Genomic DNA, 24,706 nt, shown 5'->3' with positions numbered 1-24,706 from the left:
TGCCTCATCAATACCGGTTCGGTTCCATTTCCAGGTCGACATAGAATCGTTCTGCAATGTCTTTCTGGATGCGCTGCGCCAGGTTCAGCAATTGCAGGCCCGTTGCACCGCCATAGTTGACCAGCACCAGTGCCTGCAGCTTGTGAACACCTGCGTCGGCATCGCGAAAACCTTTCCAGCCCGCCCGCTCGATCAACCAGCCAGCGGCCAGTTTCATCTGCCCGTCGGGTTGCGCATAGGCCACCAGGTCCGGGTATTCGCCCTTGAGCCGAGCAGCCAGCGCCGCCGATACCAGGGGATTCTTGAAAAAACTGCCGGCATTGCCGAGCACGGCCGGGTCCGGGAGTTTTTCGTTGCGGATGCTGCAAATGGCCCGGCTGACATCGCTGGCAGTCGGATGGTCGATACCTTGTTCGGTCAAGCGCTGACGCACCGGGCCGTACTCCAGGTGCAAATGCGCGGCGCGGTCGAGGGCGAAACGCACACGCAGGATCAACCAGCGCCCCGGTTCCTGCTTGAACAGGCTGTCGCGGTAAGCAAAGTTGCACTGCGCCAGGCTGAAGTCGCGCAGTTCGCCGGTCTGGCGATCGAGGGCGGTCAGGCCGGCGAACACGTCCTTGATCTCGACCCCATAGGCGCCGATATTCTGCATCGGTGCCGCACCCACGGTGCCGGGAATCAGGCTGAGGTTTTCCAGGCCGGACAACCCAAGCGCCAGGGTGTGTTGCACAAAGGGATGCCAAGGCTCCCCCGCCTCGGCCTCGATCACCACTTTGCCGTCGTCATCGCTCAGCACGCGAATCCCGCGAGTGGCCATGCGCAGCACCAGTGAATCGATATCCGCCGTCAGCAGCAGGTTGCTGCCACCGCCGATCACCAGTACCGGGACCTTGTGCTCCAGCCCATAGGCCAGGGCTTCGCGCACATCGGCGTCGCTATGGGCCTCGGCAAACAGCCGGGCCTGGACATCCACGCCAAAGCTGTTGAACGGCTTGAGCGACACCTGCGATTGAATCTGCAAACTCATAACCGTCCCTTCAATTCGATCACCAGCAAATCACTGGCGCGCTCGATCAGGTCCAACACCTGCTCGAAGCCTTGCTCGCCGTCGTAGTACGGGTCCGGCACTTCATCGCTTGGCGACTGGTAACGGCGCAGGAACAGATCCAGCTCGGCCTTGCCCTTGGCGGGCTGCAAGGCCTTGAGGTTGCGCAGGTTGCTGTTGTCCATCGCGAGGATCAGGTCGTAGGTGGCAAAATCGGCGCGGCTGACTTGCCGGGCGCGCTGGGCCGACAAGTCGTAACCGCGCAGCTTTGCCGCGGCCTGGCTGCGCTTGTCCGGCGCCTTGCCGACATGCCAGTCACCGGTGCCGGCGGAAGCGACCTCAACCTGATCGGCCAGCCCCGCTTCGCGCAGTTTGTGCCGCAGCACGCCTTCGGCCGTGGGAGAACGGCAGATGTTGCCCAGGCACACGAACAAAACGCGCATCACGCCTCCAGCAGGCGACGAACGCGCTCGAGGTCTTCAGCGGTATCGACGCCGGCGGGCGGCGCGATCAATGCGTCGGCCACGTGGATCCGCACGCCGTGCCACAGGGCACGCAGCTGTTCCAGGCACTCGGTGTTTTCCAGCCAGCATGGACCCCAGTTGACGAAATCCTGCAGGAAACCGGCGCGGTAGGCATAGATGCCGATATGGCGGCGATACGGCACGCCTTCCGGCAACTGCTCAGGGTTCACGGCAAACGCATCCCGCGCCCAGGGCAAGGTGGAGCGACTGAACGTCAGCGCCAGGCCATTGAGGTCGCTGACGACCTTGACCACGTTGGGATTGAACAGGGTGTCCGCGTCTTCGATCGGCTCGGCCAGGGTGGCCATGCGCGCTTCAGCGTGGGCCGCCAGATTGGCGGCAACCTGATCGATCACGCTCGGCGGGATCAGCGGCTCGTCGCCCTGGACGTTGACGACGATGGCATCGGGCGCCAGGCCCAGTTTCATCGCGACTTCAGCCAGGCGATCGGTGCCGGAATTGTGGTCCTCACGGGTCAGCACCACTTCTGCACCGAAGCCATTGCAGGCCTCGACGATGCGCGCGTCGTCAGTGGCAACCACCACCCGCCCGGCGCTGCTTTTGCTCGCCTGCTCCCAGACGTGCTGGATCATCGGCTTGCCGGCGATCAGCAGCAGCGGCTTGCCTGGCAGGCGGGTGGAGGCATAACGCGATGGAATGACGACGGTAAAGGCTGTGGTCATTTATCCAGACGCTCATCGGTGGTCAGGGTGCGCGCTTCCGACTCGAGCATCACCGGGATGCCGTCGCGAATCGGGTAGGCCAGGCCGGCGCCCTTGCTGATCAGCTCGGTCTTGTCGGCGCTGAGCTTGAGCGGGCCTTTGCAGACCGGGCAAGCGAGGATGTCGAGCAATTTGGTGTCCATGAGCATTCCCTGGAAAAAACGGAGTTAAGGCAACAAACGATCCGGCAGCAGGCGCATCAACTGTGTGTCGAACCAGGCCACGAAGGCCGGCGACGGCACGGCATCGACCGCCAGGTACCACCAGTCGGCGGCGGCAAAGGCACGGCATTTCACCGCGTCTTTTTCCGTCATTACCAACGGCAATGACGGCGTGAAATTCAACGCCTGCACGCTGTATTCAGCGTGGTCGGCAAACGCATGTGGAACAGGCTGCCAGTGTAGCGTTTCGAGGGTCTTGAAGAAACGTTGCGGATTGCCGATACCGGCCACCGCGTGCAGGGCCTGGCCGGCGGGAAAATGATCGAGGGGACGGCGTTCGCCACTGCGCAGATTGACCAGCGCGGTGGGCTGCAATTGAAAGGCAAAGCCATCGTCGCGGTCGGATGCGGCACCGTTGTAGAGCACCGCGTCGACGCTTTGCAGGCGCTCGACCGGCTCACGCAATGGCCCGGCGGGCAGGCAACGGCGGTTGCCCAGGCCGCGGGCGGCGTCGATCAGCACCAGCTCGAGGTCACGGGCCATGCGGTAGTGCTGCATGCCGTCGTCGGACAGGATCAGATCCAGCGGCTCACTGGCCAGCAAGGCTTTGACGGCGCTGCTGCGATTGGGGTCGATCATCAGCGGCACGCCCGTGCGCTGGACAATCAGCAACGGCTCGTCACCGGCGACGTCGGCGCTCTGCCCGGCCTCGACCCGCCACGGCAACTGCGGCGGTTTGGCGCCATAGCCGCGGCTGACCACGCCGACCCGCAGGCCGCTGCGCTGGCAGTGCTCGATCATCCATAGAATCAGTGGCGTCTTGCCGGTGCCTCCCACGGTGATGTTGCCGACCACGATCAGCGGCACCGGTGGCTGGTAGATCTCGCCCTCACCCGCCAGAAAGCGCTTGCGCTTGTTCATGACCACGCGCCGGTACAGCCATTCCAGTGGCTGTAACAGCTTCAGGGCCGGATGACCTGCGTACCACGCGGCGAGCAATCGATCGGACATGGCCATCAGGGCGCGGGAGGCGCCGCCTCGATGGTGGTCATGCGCAAGTGACTGAAGCCGAGTTTGCCGGCGGCATCCATGGCTGTCACCACGGACTGATGCGCAGTCTTGCCGTCAGCACTGATGGACAGCGGCCGGTTGGTGTCGCCGTTGGCTTCTTTTTGCAGTGCGTCCATCAGCGAGGCCAGGTCGCTTTTCGGCAGGATCTGGCTGTTCACCGAGAACACGCCGTCGGCGCTGATGGCGATGTCCAGTGGCTTGCTCTGATCATCGGCCGGCGTGCCGCTGACGGCTTCCGGCAGATCGACGCGCAGTTGGGTCTCACGGGTAAAGGTGGTGGTCACGACAAAAAACAGCAACAGGATGAACACCACGTCGATCAGCGATGCGAGGTTGATGTCCACCGTTTCCCGTGGTTTGCGGCGGAATTTCACGCTTTGCTCCCGGTCAGGTCCACGTCGCGATCGCCCTGCACCACTTCGACCAGCTTGATCGCTTCCTGCTCCATGCCCACCACCAGCTCATCGATCCGGCGTTGCAGGAATCGGTGGAAAAACACTGCGGGGATACCCACCATCAGGCCCGCGGCCGTGGTGATCAGGGCCTTGGAAATACCACCGGCCAGTACCGAAGCGTTGGTGGTCATGCCTGAGCCTGTGAACGCACTGAAAATATCGATCATGCCCAGCACCGTACCCAGCAGGCCCAGCAACGGCGCCATGGCGGCGATGGTGCCGAGGGCGGCGACGTAGCGCTCGAGCTCATGGATGACCCGTTGTGCGGCCTCTTCAATGCATTCCTTCATGATCTCGCGACCATGTTTTGAGTTGGCCAGGCCGGCCGCCAGGATCTCGCCCAATGGGGAGTTGGCGCGCAGTTCCTTGAGTTTTTCCTTGTTGAGCTGTTTGTCCTTGATCCAGACCCAGACCTGCCCGAGCAAGTGCTCCGGGGTCACGCGGCTGGCCCGCAGGGTCCACAGACGCTCGGCAACGATCGCCATGGCCGCGATGGAGCTCAAAATGATCGGCAGCATCATCCAGCCGCCGGATTTGACCAATTCCCACACAGTGACAGCCCCCTCGAAAAAGTGCGCCACTCTAACATAGGGGGTGCAAGCACCGAAGACCGTGATGTCGCATCCGGTCGGGCTTTGATAATGCCAGGTTATGGTTCAAGGGCGGCGGATCGCGCCAGAAACGCCGTTCCTGGCGCATTGACCATGGCGGCTCGAAGCGTCCCAATTGCAGACGAATGGCACCCTGCTCGACGCTGTCGTAGATCGCCATTCCACGTTTTTGATAACGCGCGATGACCGTCGCATGCGGATGGCCAAATGAATTGCCTTGACCGCGGGAGATCAGCGCCCCTTTGGGCTGCAGGACATCCAGCAGGGCCGTGGACGACGAACTGCGACTGCCGTGGTGTGGCGCCTGCAGCCAATCGGTGGGCAAGGCCAACGGACTGTCCAGCAGGGCTCTCTCGGCGGCGGCATCGATGTCGCCACTCAACAGCAACCGTTCGCCATTGGCCTCGATCAACAAGACACAGGAGTTCTGATTGCTGTCACCGGCCAATGGCCAGTGCCAAAGCTGGAAGTCGACTTCATCCCAGGTCCATTGCCGGTCGCTCTCACAACGCCCGGCCTGCAACTCCGCAGGCAAGTCTGACGGTTCACCACTGACCACCTGTTTCACCGGCAAGCCCTTGGCAATCGCCGGGGCACCGCCGGCATGATCGGCATGGGCGTGGCTGATCAGCATCAGGTCGAGGCCCTTCACCCCCAGTTTGCGCAACGCCGGCAGCACGACACGCTCCCCCTGGTCAAGCTCACCGAATCGCGGTCCGGCGTCATACAGCAAGGTGTGATGCCGGGTGCGCACCAGAATAGCCAGCCCCTGCCCCACATCCAACTGCCAGACTTCAGCGATGCCTTCCGGCAGCATTGACCGGGGTGGGAATACCAGCAACAGCAGCAGAGGCCAACCCAACGGACGCAGCGGAACGCCACGCGGCAACAGCAGTAGAAAGGCGCCCAGCGCGCCGAGGCTCCACACTCCCAAAGGAATCGCCTTCGGCACCCACGCGGGTAGCACCTCGGCCAACAACGCCAGGACCCTAAACAACTCACCGATCAAACCGCCCGCCAGCCACAACAGGCCCTCGCCCACGTAAGGCACCGGCAACAGCAATGTCCCGAGCAAGGCCGGTGGCAACACCAGCAGACTGATCCACGGCACCGCCAACAAATTGGCTGCCGGACCGCTAAGGCTGATCGGCAATCCCAATACCAACAGTAACGGGCACAATCCGATTGCAATCAGCCACTGGGCGCGGGTCCAGGTTTGCCACCATCGCCAGGGGCCCAACCGGCCGCCGAAGGTCAATATCAAGACGGCCACGGCCGCGAAAGACAGCCAGAAACCAGGCTGAAGACTCGCCAGCGGCTCCAGCAGCAAAATGCCGCAGAGGGCCAGTAAAAGCGGCCACCACGCACCGAGATGACGAAACCGCAGACGCCACAGCAACACCAGCCCCAGCATCAGGCAGGCTCGTCGCACCGGCACCCCGAATCCGGCCAGCATCCCGTAACCGAGCGCCGCGGCGAATGCCAGGCCACACGCCCAAGGCATCCATGGCAGACGGTTCGGCCATAACCCAAGGCGGGCCAGACCGGCAATCAACAGATACACGACGCCCGCCAGCAAGCCGATGTGCTGCCCGGAAATCACCAACAGATGCACCGTGCCGGTGTCCTGCAATACCTGCCAGTCTTCGCGACTCAGCCCGGCACCGTCCCCGAGCACCAACGCGGTCAACGCGCCGCCTCGACCCTGGGCATCCACCGCTTGCAAACGCTGGCGGATGCCGTCGCGCCAGGCCCATTGGGCTGGCGCAAGGCGTTCGCCCTGCTTGACCGTCCCGGTCGCCCCGATGTGTTGTGCCAGCAACCAGGCCTGGTAGTCGAACGCCTGCGGATTGAGGAGCCCGACCGGGCGCTTCAATTTGACTGCCAGACGCCAGCGCTCCCCACTGTTCACCGGCGGCCCGCCGTACCAGGCCAGGCGCATTTGCCGCGGCAGGCGGGTACGCCGGGACTGGATGTCGGTCAATTCGAAACGCACGACACCGTCGTCATGCCGGGGCAAGCCAGTGACCCGTCCTTCGACCCAGCGGGTTTCTCCGTCCAGCGCCGGCGGCAACCGGTCATCCAGCGCCCACTGCGCATTCGCGCAGGCCCAACTCAAACCGAACAGATAAAACGCCACCGGATACGTCCTGAATGGCAACAACATCAAACCCGCCACCGGCATCGCCAGCCACAACCAGACCGGCGGTAAAGCCGGCAAAAAACGCAAAGTCAGCAGACCCAGCGCCAACGCCATCATCCCTCTGCGCATAAGCCCGTCCTTGAGAGTCCCCTCCAAGGCTTAGCCCGCCGGTCGCGTGGGCGCCGTTATTAATTGTCACAAAGTCTGAATGGGCAGTTCATAGAATCCAGACATACTTGCCACCCTGACCGACCGAGAAGCCTTATGCCCCGGCGCTTATTCAAACGTTACATGCCAGACCCGATGAGCATCAGGGAACACAAATCCTTACGCTTTCTCGGCACGCTGCTGCATGACCCGAACCTGTGGCACCTCAACCGCCACTCCGTGGCCCGCGCCATGGCGGTGGGTTTGTTCGCGGCGTTCCTGCCAATCCCGTTGCAGATGCTGCTGGCGGCAACCCTCGCCATTATCGTGCGCGGCAACATGCCGATCGCCGTGAGCCTGGTCTGGCTGACCAACCCGATCACCATGCCTGCCGTGTTCTTTTGCACCTACCAGACCGGCGCCTGGCTGATGGACGTCCCCACCCGGCAGTTGCCGGACGCACTGACCTGGGAATGGATCAGGGGAGAAATCTCGACCTTGTGGCAACCGTTTCTGTTGGGTTCGGTGGTGACGGGGCTGGCACTCGGCGCGCTGTCCTACTTCATGGTGATGGCGTATTGGCGCTGGTGGGTGGCCAGGCAATGGACGCGGCGCAAGAAGAGCCGGATGTGAAAATGCAAAACGGCCTCCACTGTGGGAGGCCGTTTTTTTTTGCGGTGTCTGGGCTGACGCCTTCGTCGGAACGCCGCCCGGAGCAAGCCCGCTCCCACACTGGATCTATGTAGCACTGAAGATCCCTGTGGGAGCGGGCTTGCTCGCGAAACAGACGACTCGGTATTTCTCAGGTCCGCATCCCGCGCCCGCTGACCAGCAACCGTGCACAGCCGAGATACAGCACCACGGTCGCCACCAGCATGAAGGTAATCGCAATACTGATCCGGATATCCGACACCCCGAGGATGCCGTAACGGAATGCGTTGACCATGTGCAGCACCGGGTTGGCCAGGGAAACGGTCTGCCAGAACGGTGGCAGCAAGGTGATCGAGTAGAAGACCCCGCCCAGGTAGGTCAGTGGCGTCAGCACGAAAGTCGGAATGATCGAAATATCATCGAAGTTGCGCGCAAACACGGCGTTGATGAAGCCCAGCAGCGAGAAGATGGTCGCCGTCAGCACCACCACCAGAATGGTCACGCCCAGGTGATGCACCTGCAAATGGGTGAAGAACAACGACAGCAGGGTCACGATGATCCCCACCATCAAGCCGCGCAGCACGCCGCCCAGGGTGTAGCCGATCAGGATGGTGTGCGGCGACAGTGGCGAGACCATCAGCTCTTCGATGGAACGCTGAAATTTGCTGCCGAAGAAACTCGACACCACGTTGCCGTAGGAGTTGGTGATCACCGACATCATGATCAGCCCCGGCACGATGTACTCCATGTAGGTGAAGCCACCCATGTCGCCGATTTGCCGACCGATCAGGTTACCGAAGATCACGAAGTACAGGACCATGGTGATGGCTGGCGGCAGCAGGGTCTGCGGCCAGATCCGGGTGAAACGCCGGACTTCACGGTAAACGATGGTATTGAGGGCAATGAGGTTGGGGCGCAACTCGGAACTCATACCGCCACCTTCGACAGATTTTTCTCCACCAGGGACACGAACAACTCCTCGAGGCGATTGGTTTTGTTACGCAGGCTCAGCACTTCGATGTTCTGCTGCGCCAGCTGGGTGAACAGCGCGGTGATGCCCATGGACTTTTCCACCTGGACTTCCAGGGTGTGGCTGTCGATCAGCCGGGACGGGTAGCCGAGCAGCTGAGGCGCGGCGGGCAGGTCGCCCTTGAGGTCCAGCAGAAAGGTTTCGACATGCAGTTGGCTGAGCAACTGACGCATGCTGGTGTTCTCGACGATGGTGCCGTGGTCGATGATGCCGATGTTGCGGCACAACTGCTCAGCCTCTTCCAGATAATGGGTGGTGAGGATGATGGTGATGCCTTTCTGGTTCAGCTCGGTGAGGAAGCTCCACATCGAGCGACGCAGCTCGATGTCCACCCCGGCAGTCGGTTCGTCGAGGATCAGCAGGCGCGGTTCATGAACCAGCGCGCGGGCGATCATCAGGCGACGCTTCATGCCGCCGGACAGTGAACGCGACGGCACGTCCTTCTTGTCCCACAGGCCCAGCTGGGTCAGGTACTGTTCGGCGCGTTCCTTGGCGATTTTCGCCGGGATGCCGTAGTAGCCGGCCTGGGTCACGACGATGTCGAAGGTCTTTTCGAACTGGTTGAAGTTGAACTCCTGAGGCACCACGCCAATGGAGCGCTTGAGCTGCGCAGGATTTTTGTCCAGGTCGTGACCGAAGATATTCACCGTGCCGCTGGTCTTGTTCACCAGGGTCGAGAGAATGCCGATGGTCGTGGATTTGCCGGCGCCGTTGGGGCCGAGCAAGGCGAAGAAGTCACCTTCGGCGACGTCCAGATCGATACCACTCAGGGCCTGGAAACCGTTGCCGTAGGTTTTGGTTAGCTGCCGGATGGACAGAGCGGAACTCATATCTGATTTACGCACCAAGAAGGGAAGAAAGGGATAAGTATGGGCGGCGGCGAACATTACAACCGCAACAACTTGGCACAATGGTGCTTGTCGCCGCCTCACAAGTACAGTCAAGCGTGTCGATAGTGAGTATTAAGTCAACGCGGTCATGACCGCCTTTTGATACGCCGGACGCTGTTTCAACCGCGCGTACCAGGCCTGCAGATGCGGTAGTGGCGCACGCTCGATCGGCATCTCGAACCAGGCATAAATGAAACTGCCCAGGGGAATATCACCCATGCCGATCTCGTCTCCGGACAGGTAGGGCTTGTTCGCCAACGCCTGGTCGGCCATCGCCAGCAACGTGTCGCATTCCTTGATCGCCGCCTTGATGGCGGGCCAGTCCTGCTGGTCTGCCGGGGTACGCAGCACACCCCAGAATACGGTACGGAACGGGCCGGCAAAGCTTGAGGTGGTCCAGTCCATCCATTTGTCGGCAGTGGCACGGGCTTGCAGATCCGCGGGGTACCAGGCCGTGTCGGCGGCGTGGCGGGCCATCAGGTAACGCACGATGGCATTGGACTCCCACAACACGAAACCATCGTCCTCGATCACCGGCACCCGACCGTTGGGGTTCATCGCGCGGTACTCGGGCGTATCGACGACACCAAAGGCGCCACCGGCATCGATAGCCTCATAGGCCAGGCCCAGTTCTTCGGCGGCCCACAATGGCTTTCTCACATTCGACGAGTTTTTCCGACCCCAGATCTTCAGCATGACCGCCTCTTTTTCGCTAAGTGGGCAGGCAGCATATGCCGGATCAGGGGCGACTCAAATCACTCTGCATGTCACCCAACAGCGGTTGCAGTTGCTCACCGAACAGGTGCGGATAGCATTTTTCCAGGTGTTCGAAAAAGAACGCTTCAGGGACGTCGGCGAACTGGCCGTGATCGACGAGGTACTCCATCAGCTTCGCACCATCGCGGTTGAAGGGATGAAAAACGCTGTCGTTGATCCCGTCGAACTCCAGCGGCGCCACATTGAACAGCTCGCAGAGTTTGCGGTTGAACGCCGGCGTCGCCTTGACCCAGCGGCCCTGCAAAAAAAACTCGGTGTAGCCGTGCATGGCGAACATGTCGCTCTTGAGCAATTCAAGCAGCCGAGGCGTCGACAAATGATTGCGCACATCCGCCAGGCCGATCCGCGCGGGAATCGCGCAATGCCGCGCTGCACCTGCCAGCAACGTGGCCTTGGGCACGCAGTAACTCTCCCCGGTCGCCAATGCATGACTGCCGCGCAGGGTCTGCGGATCGCGACTGAAGGTGTACGGGTTGTAGCGCACCGCTTCGCGCACGGCGTAATAGAGACTGATCGCCTGCTCAAGCGGATCGCGACTGGCACCACGGTGTTTTTCGGCGAACTCCACCACGGACGGATGGTCACTATCGATGAAGCGGCCGGGACTCAGGTACTCGTGCATGAGAATAATCTCCAGGGGAAGCCCCGAGTCTAACGAGAGCTTCAGCACAGAGATAACGACGTTTCGGCCAAACATGGGCGCTTTGCCGCTCGTTCAATGAGAGTTTTCCCCACGTGCGCGGCCCATCGGGCGCACGAAAATCATCCAGGGTCACCACCTGCCTGTTTTGCGGATGCCGTCTAAGCTCTGAGGGCTGGTTCGCCCTGGTTTCACGGAGGAATAAATATGCTGCTGTTGTGGATACTGGTTCTGCTGGTCGGTATTGCTTATCTGGCCCACCGCCGCATCGCCCCGCTACCCGCCCTGGTCATCGTGGCCGCCTATGTCGTGGCCATGGGCGCTTTCAGCCGCGCGCCGGGCTGGTTGTTGCTGGTTTTCTGGGTATTGATCGCTGCCATCGCCGCGCCCTTGCTGCTGCCCGACCTGCGTCGCAAATGGTTCAGCGCGCCGATGTTCAACTGGTTCCAGAAAACCCTGCCGCCGATGTCGCAAACCGAACGCGATGCCATCGACGCCGGTACGGTGTGGTGGGACGCAGAGCTGTTCAGTGGCCGTCCGGACTGGAGCAAACTGCTGTCCTATCCCAAAGCGCAATTGAACGAAGAAGAACAGGCTTTCATCGACGGGCCGACAGAAACACTCTGCACCATGGTCAATGAGTGGCAGCTCGGTCAAACCATGGACCTGCCGCCCGAAGCCTGGGCGTTCATCAAGGACAACGGTTTTTTCGCCCTGATCATCCCCAAGGAGTTTGGCGGCAAAGGCTTCTCTGCCTATGCCCACTCGCAAGTGGCGATGAAACTGGCGAGCCACAGCGGCGACCTCGCCTCCACCGTGATGGTCCCCAACTCCCTCGGCCCGGCCGAATTGTTGCTGCACTACGGCACCGACGAACAACGCAATCATTACCTGCCACGCCTGGCTCGCGGCGACGACATCCCGTGCTTTGCCCTGACCGGTCCACTGGCCGGCTCCGACGCGGGCGGCATGCCGGACTCCGGGGTGATCTGCAAAGGTGAATGGGAAGGCCAGGAGGTTCTCGGCCTGCGCCTGAACTGGGAAAAGCGTTACATCACCCTCGGCCCGGTGGCTACCCTCCTCGGCCTGGCCTTCAAGGCCTATGACCCGGATCACCTGCTGGGCGACAAGGAAGACCTGGGCATCAGCCTGGCGCTGATTCCGACCGACACCGAAGGCGTCGAGATCGGCCGCCGGCATCTGCCGTTGGGCGCCGCGTTCATGAATGGCCCGAACTCGGGCAAGGACGTGTTCGTCCCGCTGGAGTTCCTCATCGGCGGCCAGGAGATGCTCGGCAAGGGCTGGATGATGCTGATGAATTGCCTGTCGGTGGGGCGTTCGATTTCCCTGCCGGCGGTGGGCACCGGCATGGCCAAGTTCACCAGCCTGGTGACGGGCCAATACGCGCAGGTTCGCGAGCAGTTCAATGTGCCGATTGCTTCGTTCGAAGGCATCCAGGAAGCCATGGCCCGCATTGGCGGCAATGCCTGGATGATGGACGCCGCCCGCATGCTGACCGCCAATGCGGTCGACCTGGGCGAGAAACCGTCGGTGCTGTCGGCGATTCTCAAGTACCACCTGACCGAGCGCGGCCGCGACTGCATCAGCGATGCCATGGATGTGCACGGCGGCAAGGCAATCATCATGGGGCCGAACAATTACCTGGGCCGCAAATGGAACGGCGCGCCGATTTTTATCACGGTGGAAGGCGCGAACATTCTCTCGCGCAACCTGATGATCTTCGGCCAGGGCGCGATCCGCTGCCATCCCTTCGTGCTCAAGGAAATGGCCCTGGCCGGCCGTGAAGACAAGGATCAGGCGCTCAGGGAGTTCGATGATCTGCTGCTCAAGCACATCGGTTTTGCCGTGGGCAACGCCGCCAGTACGCTGGTGCTGAATCTCGGTTTCGGGCACCTCGAACACACCCCGGGCGACAAACTCAGCCAGGGTTACTTCCGCGCTCTCAATCGTCAGGCCGCTGCTTTCGCCCTGCTCGCCGACCTCAGCATGATGTTGCTGGGCGGCGCACTCAAACGCCGGGAACGCCTGTCCGCACGACTGGGTGACGTACTGAGCAACCTTTACCTGGCCTCTGCCGCACTCAAACGCTACCACGATCTCGACACACCGCAGTACATGACGCCGCTGGTGAGCTGGGCCATGGAAGAAAGCCTGGGTCAGGCGGAACGGGCCATGGATGAGCTACTGAACAACTTCCCGAACAAAGTCGTGGCCTGCCTGTTGCGGGTAATCGTGTTCCCGTTCGGTCGCCGGCACAAAGGGCCTTCGGACAAACTCGCTGCCGAAGTCGCCGCCTTGATTGGTCGCGCCAAGGGCGACCCCGCCCTGGAGGAATTGCTCCTGGGTTGCTATCGCCCACAGGCGAGCGACGATCCGGTCGGCGCCTTGCAACACGCCTGCAACCTGTTGAGTGCCGCTCAGCCGCTGCAGAAAAAACTGCATGTGGCACTCAAGAGCGGCCAGGTCAAACCGCTGGCCGGCGAGTCGCTGATCGATGCCGCGCTCGAGGCTGGCGTGTTGCAGCCGGTGGAAGCGCAAACCCTGCGTGAAGCCGAAGCGGCCCGGCGCAAGGTGATCGATGTCGATGACTTTGACCAGGAGGAATTGGCACTGGCCGGGGGAAAAGTCCGCTGATCCCTTCAAGCATGTAAAAACGGGCGCGGGCGCTTTATACTCCCGCGCCCGTTTTGCTCTTGAGGACTTATCTCGTGTCCAACATCGTTGCCGATCATCTCGTTTTACTCGACCACCTGCGCAGCATCCTGGTCGCCGTAGGTGAGGCCGAGCAGGTTCCCGACGAAAGCCATGCCTTGTTCCTCGAGCGCTTCGACGAGCTGCTGGCGTTACTGCCTGTCGACCCGATCGAAAGCCAGTACCTGGGCCAGGACATTCTGTGCCAGGTCATCACTCGCTATCCGCAAATCGCGCACCTCGTGCCGCGCGACCTGTTGTGGTATTTCGCCGGTGACTGCCTGCATTACATGCCCGATGATGAAATCGACCTGTACCAGGCCCTGGAAGAGCGTCGCTTCGAAGCCGAACAGAACGACGAACCTTTCGACTGGAACCAGGAAAAGCAGCTGCTGGCGTTGTCCAACCAGGACAGCAAGCACTGATCTGCAAAAGATCGCAGCCTTCGGCAGCTCCTGCTTTGGATCGCATATTTCCTGTAGGAGCTGCCGAAGGCTGCGATCTTTTTTCTACCTTCAAAACAAGCCGTCACTCTCCGGCAGTTCATACTCCGATGGCGACCAGCCCGGACCATTCGACCGACCCGGTTTGCCCAGCGTCGGCTCCTTCGCCAGACATTCCACCAGGTAATCGATCAACACCCGAAGCTTGGGCGGAAGGTATCGGGTTGGCGAATGCAGCAACCAGGCGCCGCCGTGATAGGACGCCAGAAAGGTCCAGTCCGGCAGCACTTGCACCATCAACCCCTTCTCCAGGGCATGGCGCGCCGTGAAATACGGCAGGCTGCCAATGCCGATGTGCTGCAACACCGCGCCATAACGCACGCCGGTGTGATTGGCGGCATATCGCCCGCGCACACCGACGGTTACCGTCTTGCCGCCTTTCTTGAATTTCCAGCGTGCGTCGCTGGGTGTTTCGCCCAGGTAAATGCAACTGTGATTGAGCAAATCATGGGGATGAGTCGGCGTCCCGTGCTCAGCCAGATACTGTGGAGTGGCGCAGAGCATATGATCGATGGTCAGCAACTGCCGCCCCACCAGCCCCGCAGGCGGCCGGTCGGTGATGCGAATCGCCAGGTCGACATGATCGTCGATCAAATCGACCTGGCGGTCCTCGAGCAACAGTTCCACATCCACCTTGGGATAACGCCGCAAGAACTCCGGCATGTGCGGATGAATCACGATTCGGCCCACCGCTTTCGGCACGCTGATACGCACCCTCCCCTCGGGTTCATCCGTGAACTGACCACTGATTTCCATCACTGACCGCGCGGCATTGACCATTTCCTGGCACCGCTTGAACACCTCCTCGCCACCGTCGCTCAATCGCAACTTGCGCGTGGTTCGTTGCAGCAACCGGGTGGCGAGCGCCTTCTCCAGGCGCGAAATGCTCCGACTGACCGCCGAGGGCGAAGAGCCCAACTGACGAGCTGCCTCGGAGAAACTGCCCGTCTCGACAACCTTGACGAATATCGCCATTTCACCGAGCAGCGGCAGTGGAAGATTTATGCTCACAACGCAACAGTCCTTTGATGTTTGCCCGGATTATCACGTATTTACAGGCTTTCTATAATAGAAACTGATGACCAATACGAGCCTGGAATATGACGCTGCGCCTTTTTTTCCATAGTGATGAGCTCAAGGCCAACGTGGAAGTCCTGGAATGCACCCCCCACGAAAACGAGTTTGCCGTGGTCTTGCGCGCGACCCTGTTCCACCCCCAGGGCGGTGGACAGCCTTGCGACACTGGCTGGATCGGCGAAAGCCAGGTGCTGCGCGTGGTTCAGGATCCCGAGCGGATCATTCATTTTGTCGACCAGCCGGTAAAAACCGGGATGACGCCAATCCGCGTCGACGAACAACGCCGACTGTTCAACACGCGCATGCATTCGGCTGGCCACTTGATCGGCCACTTTGTACAAACCATGGGCTGGATGCCGATCAAGGCGCATCACTGGCCTGGTGAAGGCCGTGTGCAATTCAAGCCGGGCAATGGCGCGCAGGACGTCGAGGCCCAGGTCATTGAGCATGGCATCGGGCAGTGGATCGACCACGACCTGCCGCGCCTGACCTCACTGCGCGAAGGCGCCCGGGAAATCGGCTTCGGTGAACTGCCCGCCTACGGTTGTGGCGGTACCCATGTACGCAGTTTGAAGGATTTGGGTGCGGTCACCATCGCCTCCCTTTCGCAAAAAAAAGGCACGCTGTCGGTCCACTATCACGTGGACTGAGCACTGGGTGTTCGTGGGGGGGTCGTGAAAGACGCCTGATTTTATCGATGCACGCATTGCCCGGAACGCAAAAGGCCCGCCCAGTCAGATTGGCGGGCCTTTTTTTGCTTCAGTACACCTCGTCAACATCCGGCAACCGCACTGCGCTACGACCCTGCCCGCCCGCCTGTCTCCAGCCTTTGCACCAATAGTTTTCCTTTAACTCATGGCACTTTGGCTTGATTGAACTAACGTCAAACAACAAGAAGTCATAACGGCTCGAATTTCCACGTTAGCTTCAGTGATCAGATAGCGGATTGGCAAAAGGAGTTACCTCACCATGATCCTGACAGGCGTTTTCCGGCTCTGTACCTGCATTGCCGATTACTTTCAGGGGAAACCAGGACAGCGGACAGCGCCGTCCATGGCCACGAGTATCGCTCTTGCCAGCAGTCCGGTTCACCGGATCATTGAAAACCGTTTCAGCCAAGGTCGCTCGCTATCCAGCCAGATCAGCGAATTGCGCCCGCTCGTGTGTAGCACGCAAGGAATAACGCCAAGGCCATGGATAAGTGGTCTGGCGCATTGGGGGGATAGCCCGATCCCCGTGAAGTGATCCTAGACAGCGCAGTCTGTCCAAGATTGGCCTATTCAGTGAGGATGTACTTGATGAGCCTTCGTCCCGTGCCCGCTTTCAAGCGAATTTTCCATGGCCTGCTCTGGATGGGCCTCAGCGTAGAAGCGGCTCAGGCCGCGCCGGCCAATTGTCCGCAACTGGACAATTGGCCAACAACGTACGAGGTCGGTCAGGGACTGCAGAATGAACTGCGCAGCCCCGTTCCGGTAACGCAGCTGGCGGTGGGTGATCCGAAAGTTGCCGACGTGCAACCCAGCGGCAGCAACGCGTTCATACTCACGGGCATTGCGCCGGGGACCACCAGCCTGATGGTCTGGACCGCCTGTTCGAAAACACCGCGCCAAGCCATGGTGTTCGTCAAGGGCAGGGCCACGTCGGCGCTGACCAGCGTGCCGTCGGTGCCTTCCGACGACCCGTTGCTGCCAAGCCAGGTGCAGACCGATATCCGCTTCGTTGAAGTCAGCCGGACCAAACTCAAGGAAGCCTCCGCCTCGATTTTCGGCGTCCGCGGCAACTGGCTGTTCGGCGCGCCGAGAACCTTGCCCAGCATTGGCGGCATTGTCACGCCGTCGATACCGGTGAGAAACGACCAGTTCAACCTCACGTTTGCTACCGGCAGTACCCTGGTGGCGCTCAACGCGCTGGAGGGCAGCGGTTTCGCCTACACCCTGGCGCGGCCAAGCCTGGTAGCACTCAGCGGGCAGAGTGCGAGCTTCTTGGCCGGCGGTGAAATACCGATTCCGGTGCCCAGTTCAGGCAGCGACAACATTTTCATCGAGTACAAGGAGTTCGGTATCCGCTTGACCCTGACGCCGACCATCGTCGGGAAAAACCGTATCGCGCTGAAGGTGGCGCCGGAAGTCAGTGAACTGGACTTCACCAACGCCGTGAGCATCGCCGGCACGGTAGTCCCGGCCCTGACCGTTCGCCGTACCGATACCAGCATCTCCCTGGCCGACGGCGAAAGCTTCGTCATCAGCGGCCTGATCAGCTCCCACAACGATTCCCAGGTGAACAAGTTTCCGGGGCTGGGCGATATCCCGGTTCTGGGCGCGTTTTTCCGCGACAACACCATCAACCGTGAAGAGCGCGAGCTGCTGATGATCGTCACTCCGCATCTGGTCCAGCCACTGGCTGCCAATGCACAACTGCCGTCATTGCCTGGTGAGCAGCTGCGCAATTACGACCCGAACTTCTACCGCATGTTCTTCCTGGAAAATGGCGACTTCGACAGTCTCAGCGGGCTCTCGCAATGAACCGAAGCCTGAACCGGACTGACCTCGCGCTCACTCGTAACGGTGACTTTGAACGCTTGCCGGGCCGGCTGTACTGCCATTGGCCAGGCGTTCAAGGGGTTGTAGCCAGAGGACCTTCAATGAAAGCAGTCATTGCAATAACGGCGACATTAATGCTCGCAGGTTGTGCCAGCAATGGCCTGTCTTCGCGACCGGCCAGCTGTGCCAAGCCCGGTTCGGAGCAAGAACTGTCCCTGAACCTGGCCGACAACATGGCCGAAGAAGGCCGTTTATATGCCAGCCTGGCGAATCTGGAAGGATTGCCCGACAACCTGGTCCAGGTTCGCCTGCGCAAGGCCCGGGTGCTGCGCTTGATGGGGCGTAGCGGCGACGCGCAGCCGTTGTACGAAAGCTTGCTCGGCACCTGTCTGGCGGCTGAAGGGGAACATGGCCTGGGCCAGTTGGCCGCTGCCAGAAATGATAACGCCAGCGCAGCCACTCACCTTGAGCGTGCGGTGAAGATGGCCCCCACCGACGACAGAATGCGCAATGACCTGGGGGTCGTCTACCTCAATCAGCGACGGATCCCTGAAGCACGCTTTGAGTTCATGACCGCCATGGAGCTCAAGCAGGCCAACACACTGGCGGCACTCAACATGGTGACGTTGCTGATCTATCAGGATAACTGGAAGGCGGCCGCCGAACTCGTGACCCGCGCCGACTTGAGCCCCAAGCAAGTCGTAGAGGCTCAAACCCGCGCGGAAAAACTCAAGGCCTCCACCAAAAAAGTGGTGGCTACCGATGGGAATCGCAAGACTGAGGTAGCTGATGCCTCTTCCAGTGCGAACAAGTAGAACGTACGAGGAGTCGAGATGAAGACCAAAAGGCTGTTGATCGGGTGCATGGCTTGCCTGTCCACCACTGCCTGGGCCATTGAACCGGGCCCTTCTTCGCCGTATCAACAAGGCACCGAGCAGTGGTTGCAGCTGCAGATTCGCGGTGTGGTTGCCTCCCCTCACCTGCAAACCGCTTCGGCCACAGAACGTGACCTGGCCATGCAGCGCTGGCTCAATAGCTTCAACTTCCCGATTCCGGAGTTTTTTGACCAGGATGCAGCGGGAGAAATGACCATCGGCAACTGAGGCGTGTCGATGGGTGATCAGCCTCTGGCGTAGTCCAGAGTAGCCTGGCTGCAAAGCCGGGCTTGATTTCGTGTGCAGGAAAGCAGTGGCATCTACACATTATCCAATCCTTACCGAATTACCCCCGAAGCTGCCGCAGGCTGCGATCTTCTGAATTTAAGGCCTAGGCAACGAATTGCCTGCCAGAAAAATCAAAAGATCGCAGCCTGCGGGGGATGTGTAGATCAAGTGCAGATCAGGCTCGGGTGGCGAGGCCATCGCGCTCGACAGCCTCCGGCTGTTTTACCTCACCCGAATGCTTTGAGTACCCCGATCAAGGCGGGGCCGATAGCGACCAGAAAGAAGCTCGGCCATAGACAGAAAATCAGTGGAAATATCAGCTTGGTACCGATTTTCGCCCCCATCTCTTCGGCGGCCTGCGTACGCCGGTCACGGAACTCTTCGGCATAGATGCGCAAGGTGTCGGCCACGCTGGTACCAAAACGGATACTCTGCGCCAATAGGTTGACCAGACCTTGTACGTCATCCAGGCCAGTGCGCACAGCCAGTTGCTTGAGCGCCGCGGTACTCGAAATGCCCGCACGGATTTGTGCATTGACCAGGGCCAGTTCTTCGGCCAGTTCGACCTGACTGACCGACATCTCCTCAGCCACCCGTTCGATGGTCGTGGGCAAGGCCAGGCCCGACTCCACGCACACCACCATCAGATCCAGCGCATCCGGGAAGGCGGCACGCAGCCGGCCTTGTCGCTTCTGTTTGCGCTTGGCGACATACAGCGCTGGCACCAACCATCCGATACCGGCCACCAAGACCACCAACAGCAGCCCCATGATCAGCGAAACCTTGGGAATCATCGGCAACAGCAATAAGGCGATACCGATCAATAACAGCGGCAACATCAAGCGTATCGCCCAGTACATCTGCACCGCCGACGAGGAGCGGTATCCCGCATGCATCAACAGGGTCTGGGTGACGGACGTCTGAGCCGATTCAGTCGAAGCAAAGCGCTGGCCGACCCGCTCCAGCAACAGTTGCAGGTTACCCGGAGCTTCCTGGCCGGTCGCGTTGCCTAAATGACCACGCTTGATCAGCGCCAGACGACGCTGCACGGGATCCTGAAGCCCCATCATCAGCAGGATCACGGCAACAACCGCAAGTACCGTACTCAAACCGATCGCGCCAAGGAACAACAGGCGCGCCAACTCCTGGTTCTCCGTGACCCGACTGAACAACCCGAGTAAAAAATCCATGACCTGTACCTCTCGGTAGCGAATACCGCTTAAACCTGAATCCGGATAATTTTGCGAATCCAGAAAATCCCGACCAACATTGCACCAAAAGCCCAAAGTATAAGCTTATGGCCCACAGGATCATTGAGCAGCAACGGCATGTATTTAGGGGTAGTGAACAAAATCACAGCCGCCAGTACAAAGGGAATGGCCACCAGTATCCAGGCCGACATCCGCCCTTCGGCCGACAGGGTTTTGACCTTGCGCTGAAAGCGGAAGCGCCCGCGGATCAGCAGACTCAGACGCTCCAGCACCTCGGTCAGATTACCGCCAGTCTCGCGATGGATAAGGAGCGAGGTCACCAGCATCATCACCGTCATGCTTGGCATCCTCTCCAGCAGACCGAGCATGGCCCGGCGTACATCATTGCCATAGTTGATATCGGAGAAAGTCAAGCCGAACTCATGAGCCACCGGCCCCTTGTGTTCCTCGGCCACCAGACGCAGGGTTTCATTGAATGGGTGCCCGGCGCGAAGAGCGCGGCACATGGCATCCAGCGCATCCGGCAGGCCTTCCTCGAACGCCGCGAAACGCTTGGCGCGGTCGCGAGAGATTTTCAGTATGGGTATCCAGAAGACTGCAAAGCCCACCATCAGCGCCATCCACCAGACTGACGAGACCATCCAGATCAGGATACCCGCCCAGACACCCAGCACCAGCCCGAGCAGCAATACCCGATAGGCCCGGAATTCGTGCCCCGACTGCTCAATCATTTGCGTCAATGTGTCCATAAAGGGCAACTGCTCAAGCCTGGCCTCCAATGGCGACAAACGCGTCAGGTACTTCTGCCTCAATACCGTTTGCATGTTGGGCTGATTGTTGGCTTTCTCCAGTACATGCAAGCGGCCGCGGATGCGCTTGCGCATCTTGCCGGCCTCGCCAAACACTGGTACAGCCACGCTCTGGGACAGGAGGAAGACGGCGATAAACACCATGCCGAGGAACATCAGAATGAATTCACCGGGAATCTGGTTCATGACTGCCGCGCCTCCATCCACTCAGGCCTGAACATCGTCAGCGGCAACTCGATGCCGCGCTTGGCCAGCACATCACGGAAGGCGGGAATCATGCCGCTGGGTCGATAATCACCCAGCACTTCGCCGTTTTCGCCCATACCATGGCGCGCGAAAGAGAAGATTTCGGTCATGGTAATGATCTCGCCTTCCATGCCGTTGATTTCCTGCACGCTGACCAGACGACGCTTGCCGTCCTCCTGGCGTTCCAGCTGGATCACCACATCAATGGCCGAAGCGATCTGTTGGCGCATGGCCTTGATCGGAAAGGTCGCCCCGGTCATCGACACCATGTTCTCGACCCGCCCCAACGCATCGCGCGCGGTGTTGGCGTGGATCGTGGTCAGCGAGCCGTCGTGGCCGGTGTTCATCGCCGTCAGCATGTCCAGTGCCTCGACGCCGCGCACTTCGCCGATCACGATGCGGTCCGGGCGCATCCGCAGGCTGTTGCGCACCAACTCCCGCTGGCTCACCTCGCCGCGCCCCTCGATGTTCGAAGGCCGGGTTTCCAGGCGCACCACGTGGGGCTGTTGCAGTTGCAGTTCGGCCGAATCCTCGATGGTGACGATCCGCTCGTTGTGCGGAATGAAACTGGACAGGACATTGAGCATGGTGGTCTTGCCGCTGCCGGTACCACCGGAAATCAGCACGTTCAAGCGCCCACGCACTATCGCCTTGAGCAGCAGGGCAATGGCCGGGGTCAATGTACCCACCTGGATCAGGCTGTCGGTATTGAGCAGGTCCACCGCAAAACGCCGGATCGACATGCTCGGGCCGTCGATGGCCAGCGGCGGGATAATCGCGTTGACCCGCGAACCGTCCTTGAGCCGGGCGTCCACCAGCGGCGAGGACTCGTCGATACGCCGGCCCAGGCTGGAAACGATGCGGTCAATGATGTTCAGCAAATGCTGGTCATCGCGAAAGCGCACATCGGTGCGTTGCAACTTGCCGAAGCGCTCGACATACACTGAGTCATGCCGGTTGACCAAAATGTCGGACACACTGTGATCGGCCAGCAGCGGTTCCAGAGGCCCCAGACCGAGCACCTCGTCGGTGATCTGCTTGATGATCAACTGGCGGCTGGAAGTACTCACCGGTGCCGAGTGTTCATCGAGCAGACGCTGGCAAATATCGCGAATCTGCCGCGCGGCCTCTGCCTGTTCAAGGGAGTCCAGCAAGGACAGGTCCATGACCTTGAGCAACTGTTGGTAGATCTTTTCTCGCCACTCGGCTTCCACCGGGGTGACCTGGCTTTTGGTTTCGTAAAGAACGTCCGGGATTGCATGCTCCCAAGCCATCAATTCGTCTGCCGGATCCGGCAGATCGTCACCCGGCTGGTTGGCCGGCGACGGGCCGGGTTTACCGGACTGTTTACGCAAGCGGTTACGAAAGTCGCTGATCATGGGTCACCCCCCGAAAAAACGGTTGAAGGCGCGTTTGAACACGCCTTTTTTTCCAGCCATCTGATTGCCGACCAGGTCATCGGCCACGTTGCGCAGGGCAGCGGTGATCGCCGCCTTCGGAGCATGCAGCTCCAACGGCACGCCAGTGTTCTGGCTCTGGCTGACCAGGTTGAAGTCGTTGGGTAATTTCGACAGGTTCGTGCAGCGCAGCGCCTCGCCGATATCCTTGAGGCTGACCGCTGCCGACTTGTCATAGCGGTTGACCACGATCTGCAATTGATCCCCACGCACACCCAGGTCTTCGCGAAGAATCCGCACCAGGGAGCTGGCATCGCGCAGATGGCTGACGCTCTGCTGCACCACCACGTACACCCGATCGACCTGTTCCAGTACGGAGCCGGTGAGGTGGTCGATTTGCCGTGGCAGATCGATCACTACCCAGTCATAACTGGCGCGGGCCAACTGCATCAGGGTGTCAAGTTGCTCAGGCTGGGCATCCTGCGGCAGACACAGCTCTCCGGCACGGCCACCCAGCACATGCAAAGTCGGGCTGAAGTGGCTGCAAAAACCCCGTAGCGCAACACTGTCCATGCCGTCGATCTGATGCAACACCTCCAGATGGCTGTGGGTTTGCGCCACATCCAGGTAATGCGTCACGCTTCCAAATTGCAGGTCCATGTCCAGCAACAGGGTACTGCCACCCTTCATGCTGAGCTGCTGAGCCAGGTTGCAAGCCAGCATGGTGCCGCCCGATCCGCCCTTGGCGCTGATCACGGCGAGCAATTTCCCCTCTGTCCCGCTGCCGGTCCGAACCTCCATAACCAGCCGATTCAAGGCGGCGACCAGTTCCGTCTCGGCGACGGGCTCGGGCAGCACGTCACGGGCGCCGGCCTGCATCGCCAGGCGCATGCCTTCCTGTTCACTCAGCAGTCCGCACACCAGCATCGGCGGACGCTCATGGGCCGGGCGCTGCAACAGTGCCGCCAGCTCCTCGCGCCACAGATGGCTGACGCGCAACAGCAACAGATCGGGCATCCGGTCCAGACCGTAGAGCGGGTCGACATGCCCGTTGCTCACCAGCCGAGTGCTCACCTCCAGGCTGGGCATGCGTTGGCAGACGCCTTGCAGGTCGCGCAACGACGTGGCATCACGGCTGCTGATCAGCAACCGTAGCCCGGCTTTGCCGGTCGAGGTAGAGGCTGGAGTTTCCTTGGTATTCAGCATGGCGTGATCTCCCCGGAATCGGAATGACGCCCGAGGCTTTCACGTGGCAACGTTGCCCTGAATGCAGGCAAGGTGATGGGCACGCCGAACCCGGGAATGAACAGATTGAAAACGAAGTTTTGCAGACTCAACCGGACATAGCGGATGGCACGAAAACCGTTGGCGCTGACAGTGTCAGCGGGGTTTGCCACCAGAGCACCATTGACGTCCAGATAGGTCAGCGTCAGGTGGGTGGTGGCCAGATCGCCGATCAGCTGGCTATTACCTGCATTCCCCGCCGCGTTGAAGATCGCCCGCCGCAACACCACCGGATCGCTGATATTGCACACCGCCGCCAAGCGCGTACCACGACGCACGGCTTCATCCAGCGCATTGACCGTAAAGTACAGGCGGCCCATTTCCACTACGCCGAACAACAGTGTGAACACCAGCAGACCAACGATGGCGAACTCCACCGTATAGGTGCCGCGCATGTGTTTTCTGTTCATCACAGGGCCCTCATCACGGTAGTGGCGACCAGCGGAATGCCCAGTGCAATCTGATTACCAAAAAAACCGGGAAGCGCTCCGGCGCAATTGCCAGCGCCAATCACCGGGCAGAACGTGTAAGTGATGGTGACCCGCACATGGTCGGTGCCCACTGCGGCGACGACCACGTTGCCAGTCGTCAGCCCTGACAACACTGCGGTGCCGGTATTGGCCGGCACGCCATATACCGCAACATTTTTCGTCTGGGTCAGTAGCGTATTGCTCAGAGCGACCGCGCCAAGGGTCGAGTCCCAGGCCTGACTGGCGACGAAACGGTCGGCATCGCGGCTGGCCTGCAGCAGCACGTTGTACTGATAGAACATGCGACCGAACTCGCCGAAGCCCAGCATCAGCAACAGCAACACCGGCAGGACGAGGGTGAATTCCACCATGGCCAGGCCTTGCTGGCACTGCCGATGTTTAAATCCATAAAGTCTCATGACGCCCC

25 protein-coding genes and 1 pseudogene are annotated in these 24,706 nt (G+C 60.6%); 7 read left to right on the top strand and 19 right to left on the bottom strand.

Annotated features, from left to right (window positions below; all coding sequences use genetic code 11):
* Positions 1–7: 7 nt before the first annotated feature.
* The 8 genes and pseudogenes from murB to BSF40_RS00705 form a co-directional block, all read right to left on the bottom strand.
* Positions 8–1,027, bottom strand: coding sequence for a UDP-N-acetylmuramate dehydrogenase (gene murB, locus BSF40_RS00740; RefSeq protein ID WP_095963748.1), 1,020 nt, complete (start codon positions 1,025–1,027; stop codon positions 8–10).
* Complete coding sequence (locus BSF40_RS00735) at positions 1,024–1,488, bottom strand: low molecular weight protein-tyrosine-phosphatase (protein ID WP_095963747.1); 465 nt, start codon at positions 1,486–1,488, stop codon at positions 1,024–1,026. The genes murB and BSF40_RS00735 overlap by 4 nt, the downstream gene beginning before the upstream one ends.
* On the bottom strand, positions 1,488–2,252 hold the full coding sequence (gene kdsB, locus BSF40_RS00730; RefSeq protein ID WP_015096394.1) for a 3-deoxy-manno-octulosonate cytidylyltransferase: 765 nt from the start codon (positions 2,250–2,252) through the stop codon (positions 1,488–1,490). The genes BSF40_RS00735 and kdsB overlap by 1 nt, the downstream gene beginning before the upstream one ends.
* Positions 2,249–2,434 carry a Trm112 family protein gene (locus BSF40_RS00725; protein ID WP_003179363.1) on the bottom strand — a complete coding sequence of 62 codons (186 nt, stop codon included), beginning with the start codon at positions 2,432–2,434 and terminating at the stop codon, positions 2,249–2,251. Before BSF40_RS00725 ends, kdsB begins: the two co-directional genes overlap by 4 nt.
* A 24-nt stretch (positions 2,435–2,458) precedes the next feature.
* The gene (gene lpxK, locus BSF40_RS00720; RefSeq protein ID WP_095963746.1) at positions 2,459–3,469 is read right to left on the bottom strand and encodes a tetraacyldisaccharide 4'-kinase; all 1,011 of its coding nucleotides are present in this window, start codon (positions 3,467–3,469) and stop codon (positions 2,459–2,461) included.
* Positions 3,469–3,897 (bottom strand): biopolymer transporter ExbD, encoded by a 429-nt coding sequence (locus BSF40_RS00715; RefSeq protein WP_095963745.1) that lies wholly within the window; start codon positions 3,895–3,897, stop codon positions 3,469–3,471. The genes lpxK and BSF40_RS00715 overlap by 1 nt, the downstream gene beginning before the upstream one ends.
* Complete coding sequence (locus BSF40_RS00710; protein WP_015096396.1) at positions 3,894–4,529, bottom strand: MotA/TolQ/ExbB proton channel family protein; 636 nt, start codon at positions 4,527–4,529, stop codon at positions 3,894–3,896. The genes BSF40_RS00715 and BSF40_RS00710 overlap by 4 nt, the downstream gene beginning before the upstream one ends.
* A gap of 106 nt (positions 4,530–4,635) precedes the next feature.
* Positions 4,636–6,861: pseudogene (locus tag BSF40_RS00705) on the bottom strand (DNA internalization-related competence protein ComEC/Rec2); the annotation flags it as partial.
* A gap of 135 nt (positions 6,862–6,996) precedes the next feature.
* Here BSF40_RS00705 and BSF40_RS00700 point away from each other — a divergent pair.
* The gene (locus tag BSF40_RS00700; RefSeq protein WP_095963744.1) at positions 6,997–7,512 is read left to right on the top strand and encodes a DUF2062 domain-containing protein; all 516 of its coding nucleotides are present in this window, start codon (positions 6,997–6,999) and stop codon (positions 7,510–7,512) included.
* A gap of 169 nt (positions 7,513–7,681) precedes the next feature.
* Here the strand turns inward: BSF40_RS00700 and BSF40_RS00695 are convergent, their stop codons facing one another.
* From BSF40_RS00695 to BSF40_RS00680, 4 genes are all read right to left on the bottom strand, one after another.
* Positions 7,682–8,461, bottom strand: coding sequence for an ABC transporter permease (locus BSF40_RS00695; RefSeq protein ID WP_015096399.1), 780 nt, complete (start codon positions 8,459–8,461; stop codon positions 7,682–7,684).
* Positions 8,458–9,390, bottom strand: coding sequence for an ABC transporter ATP-binding protein (locus BSF40_RS00690; protein ID WP_095963743.1), 933 nt, complete (start codon positions 9,388–9,390; stop codon positions 8,458–8,460). The genes BSF40_RS00695 and BSF40_RS00690 overlap by 4 nt, the downstream gene beginning before the upstream one ends.
* Positions 9,391–9,522: 132 nt before the next feature.
* Positions 9,523–10,146 (bottom strand): glutathione S-transferase family protein, encoded by a 624-nt coding sequence (locus tag BSF40_RS00685; RefSeq protein WP_095963742.1) that lies wholly within the window; start codon positions 10,144–10,146, stop codon positions 9,523–9,525.
* A gap of 43 nt (positions 10,147–10,189) precedes the next feature.
* The gene (locus BSF40_RS00680; RefSeq protein ID WP_095963741.1) at positions 10,190–10,849 is read right to left on the bottom strand and encodes a transglutaminase family protein; all 660 of its coding nucleotides are present in this window, start codon (positions 10,847–10,849) and stop codon (positions 10,190–10,192) included.
* Between the two features lie 225 nt (positions 10,850–11,074).
* Here BSF40_RS00680 and BSF40_RS00675 point away from each other — a divergent pair, with 225 nt between their 5' ends.
* Together BSF40_RS00675 and BSF40_RS00670 are read left to right on the top strand one after the other, a co-directional pair.
* On the top strand, positions 11,075–13,522 hold the full coding sequence (locus tag BSF40_RS00675) for an acyl-CoA dehydrogenase (protein ID WP_095963740.1): 2,448 nt from the start codon (positions 11,075–11,077) through the stop codon (positions 13,520–13,522).
* 74 nt (positions 13,523–13,596) lie between these two features.
* A complete protein-coding gene (locus BSF40_RS00670; protein WP_007972361.1) occupies positions 13,597–14,004 on the top strand; it encodes a PA2817 family protein in 408 nt (135 codons plus the stop codon).
* Between the two features lie 90 nt (positions 14,005–14,094).
* On the opposite strand, the gene BSF40_RS00665 is transcribed toward BSF40_RS00670, so the two are convergent.
* Entirely contained in the window at positions 14,095–15,093 is a 999-nt protein-coding gene (locus BSF40_RS00665; RefSeq protein WP_095963739.1) for a LysR family transcriptional regulator, read from the bottom strand.
* 89 nt (positions 15,094–15,182) lie between these two features.
* Between BSF40_RS00665 and BSF40_RS00660 the strand changes: the two genes are divergently transcribed.
* From BSF40_RS00660 to BSF40_RS00640, 4 genes are all read left to right on the top strand, one after another.
* A complete protein-coding gene (locus BSF40_RS00660; RefSeq protein ID WP_095963738.1) occupies positions 15,183–15,809 on the top strand; it encodes a hypothetical protein in 627 nt (208 codons plus the stop codon).
* 648 nt (positions 15,810–16,457) lie between these two features.
* Entirely contained in the window at positions 16,458–17,681 is a 1,224-nt protein-coding gene (locus tag BSF40_RS00650) for a type II and III secretion system protein family protein (RefSeq protein WP_095963736.1), read from the top strand.
* A 119-nt stretch (positions 17,682–17,800) separates the two neighbouring features.
* Positions 17,801–18,514, top strand: a complete 714-nt coding sequence (locus BSF40_RS00645) for a tetratricopeptide repeat protein (protein WP_095963735.1) — start codon at positions 17,801–17,803, stop codon at positions 18,512–18,514.
* Positions 18,515–18,532: 18 nt separating this feature from the next.
* A complete protein-coding gene (locus BSF40_RS00640; RefSeq protein WP_095963734.1) occupies positions 18,533–18,802 on the top strand; it encodes a DUF3613 domain-containing protein in 270 nt (89 codons plus the stop codon).
* A gap of 287 nt (positions 18,803–19,089) precedes the next feature.
* Here the strand turns inward: BSF40_RS00640 and BSF40_RS00635 are convergent, their stop codons facing one another.
* The 6 genes from BSF40_RS00635 to BSF40_RS00610 are packed head-to-tail and all read right to left on the bottom strand — an operon-like array spanning position 19,090 to position 24,698.
* The gene (locus BSF40_RS00635) at positions 19,090–20,052 is read right to left on the bottom strand and encodes a type II secretion system F family protein (protein WP_095963733.1); all 963 of its coding nucleotides are present in this window, start codon (positions 20,050–20,052) and stop codon (positions 19,090–19,092) included.
* 29 nt (positions 20,053–20,081) lie between these two features.
* Positions 20,082–21,068: a type II secretion system F family protein gene (locus BSF40_RS00630; RefSeq protein WP_095963732.1), complete on the bottom strand. Its 987-nt coding sequence runs from the start codon at positions 21,066–21,068 to the stop codon at positions 20,082–20,084.
* A complete protein-coding gene (locus BSF40_RS00625; protein WP_095963731.1) occupies positions 21,065–22,507 on the bottom strand; it encodes a CpaF family protein in 1,443 nt (480 codons plus the stop codon). Before BSF40_RS00625 ends, BSF40_RS00630 begins: the two co-directional genes overlap by 4 nt.
* A gap of 3 nt (positions 22,508–22,510) precedes the next feature.
* Entirely contained in the window at positions 22,511–23,731 is a 1,221-nt protein-coding gene (locus tag BSF40_RS00620; protein ID WP_095963730.1) for an AAA family ATPase, read from the bottom strand.
* Positions 23,725–24,219 carry a TadE/TadG family type IV pilus assembly protein gene (locus BSF40_RS00615; protein ID WP_095963729.1) on the bottom strand — a complete coding sequence of 165 codons (495 nt, stop codon included), beginning with the start codon at positions 24,217–24,219 and terminating at the stop codon, positions 23,725–23,727. Before BSF40_RS00615 ends, BSF40_RS00620 begins: the two co-directional genes overlap by 7 nt.
* Positions 24,219–24,698: a TadE/TadG family type IV pilus assembly protein gene (locus tag BSF40_RS00610; protein ID WP_095963728.1), complete on the bottom strand. Its 480-nt coding sequence runs from the start codon at positions 24,696–24,698 to the stop codon at positions 24,219–24,221. The genes BSF40_RS00615 and BSF40_RS00610 overlap by 1 nt, the downstream gene beginning before the upstream one ends.
* Between the last annotated feature and the right edge of the window lie 8 nt (positions 24,699–24,706).

The sequence above is a fragment of the Pseudomonas sp. ACN5 genome (genome assembly GCF_002303975.1).
Taxonomy (GTDB): domain Bacteria; phylum Pseudomonadota; class Gammaproteobacteria; order Pseudomonadales; family Pseudomonadaceae; genus Aquipseudomonas; species Aquipseudomonas laurylsulfatiphila.
Note: the sequence above shows the minus strand (reverse complement) of the source record. Positions and strands in the feature narration are given on the sequence as shown.

What these genes read in the sequence shown, in the direction of transcription:
- murB (WP_095963748.1), bottom strand. Translation starts at nt 1,027, where the DNA reads ATGAGTTTGCAGATTCAATCGCAGGTGTCGCTCAAGCCGTTCAACAGC.
- BSF40_RS00735 (WP_095963747.1), bottom strand. Translation starts at nt 1,488, where the DNA reads ATGCGCGTTTTGTTCGTGTGCCTGGGCAACATCTGCCGTTCTCCCACG.
- kdsB (WP_015096394.1), bottom strand. Translation starts at nt 2,252, where the DNA reads ATGACCACAGCCTTTACCGTCGTCATTCCATCGCGTTATGCCTCCACC.
- BSF40_RS00725 (WP_003179363.1), bottom strand. Translation starts at nt 2,434, where the DNA reads ATGGACACCAAATTGCTCGACATCCTCGCTTGCCCGGTCTGCAAAGGC.
- lpxK (WP_095963746.1), bottom strand. Translation starts at nt 3,469, where the DNA reads ATGGCCATGTCCGATCGATTGCTCGCCGCGTGGTACGCAGGTCATCCG.
- BSF40_RS00700 (WP_095963744.1), top strand. Translation starts at nt 6,997, where the DNA reads ATGCCCCGGCGCTTATTCAAACGTTACATGCCAGACCCGATGAGCATC.
- BSF40_RS00695 (WP_015096399.1), bottom strand. Translation starts at nt 8,461, where the DNA reads ATGAGTTCCGAGTTGCGCCCCAACCTCATTGCCCTCAATACCATCGTT.
- BSF40_RS00690 (WP_095963743.1), bottom strand. Translation starts at nt 9,390, where the DNA reads ATGAGTTCCGCTCTGTCCATCCGGCAGCTAACCAAAACCTACGGCAAC.
- BSF40_RS00685 (WP_095963742.1), bottom strand. Translation starts at nt 10,146, where the DNA reads ATGCTGAAGATCTGGGGTCGGAAAAACTCGTCGAATGTGAGAAAGCCA.
- BSF40_RS00680 (WP_095963741.1), bottom strand. Translation starts at nt 10,849, where the DNA reads ATGCACGAGTACCTGAGTCCCGGCCGCTTCATCGATAGTGACCATCCG.
- BSF40_RS00675 (WP_095963740.1), top strand. Translation starts at nt 11,075, where the DNA reads ATGCTGCTGTTGTGGATACTGGTTCTGCTGGTCGGTATTGCTTATCTG.
- BSF40_RS00660 (WP_095963738.1), top strand. Translation starts at nt 15,183, where the DNA reads ATGACGCTGCGCCTTTTTTTCCATAGTGATGAGCTCAAGGCCAACGTG.
- BSF40_RS00650 (WP_095963736.1), top strand. Translation starts at nt 16,458, where the DNA reads ATGAGCCTTCGTCCCGTGCCCGCTTTCAAGCGAATTTTCCATGGCCTG.
- BSF40_RS00645 (WP_095963735.1), top strand. Translation starts at nt 17,801, where the DNA reads ATGAAAGCAGTCATTGCAATAACGGCGACATTAATGCTCGCAGGTTGT.
- BSF40_RS00640 (WP_095963734.1), top strand. Translation starts at nt 18,533, where the DNA reads ATGAAGACCAAAAGGCTGTTGATCGGGTGCATGGCTTGCCTGTCCACC.
- BSF40_RS00635 (WP_095963733.1), bottom strand. Translation starts at nt 20,052, where the DNA reads ATGGATTTTTTACTCGGGTTGTTCAGTCGGGTCACGGAGAACCAGGAG.
- BSF40_RS00630 (WP_095963732.1), bottom strand. Translation starts at nt 21,068, where the DNA reads ATGAACCAGATTCCCGGTGAATTCATTCTGATGTTCCTCGGCATGGTG.
- BSF40_RS00625 (WP_095963731.1), bottom strand. Translation starts at nt 22,507, where the DNA reads ATGATCAGCGACTTTCGTAACCGCTTGCGTAAACAGTCCGGTAAACCC.
- BSF40_RS00620 (WP_095963730.1), bottom strand. Translation starts at nt 23,731, where the DNA reads ATGCTGAATACCAAGGAAACTCCAGCCTCTACCTCGACCGGCAAAGCC.
- BSF40_RS00615 (WP_095963729.1), bottom strand. Translation starts at nt 24,219, where the DNA reads ATGAACAGAAAACACATGCGCGGCACCTATACGGTGGAGTTCGCCATC.
- BSF40_RS00610 (WP_095963728.1), bottom strand. Translation starts at nt 24,698, where the DNA reads ATGAGACTTTATGGATTTAAACATCGGCAGTGCCAGCAAGGCCTGGCC.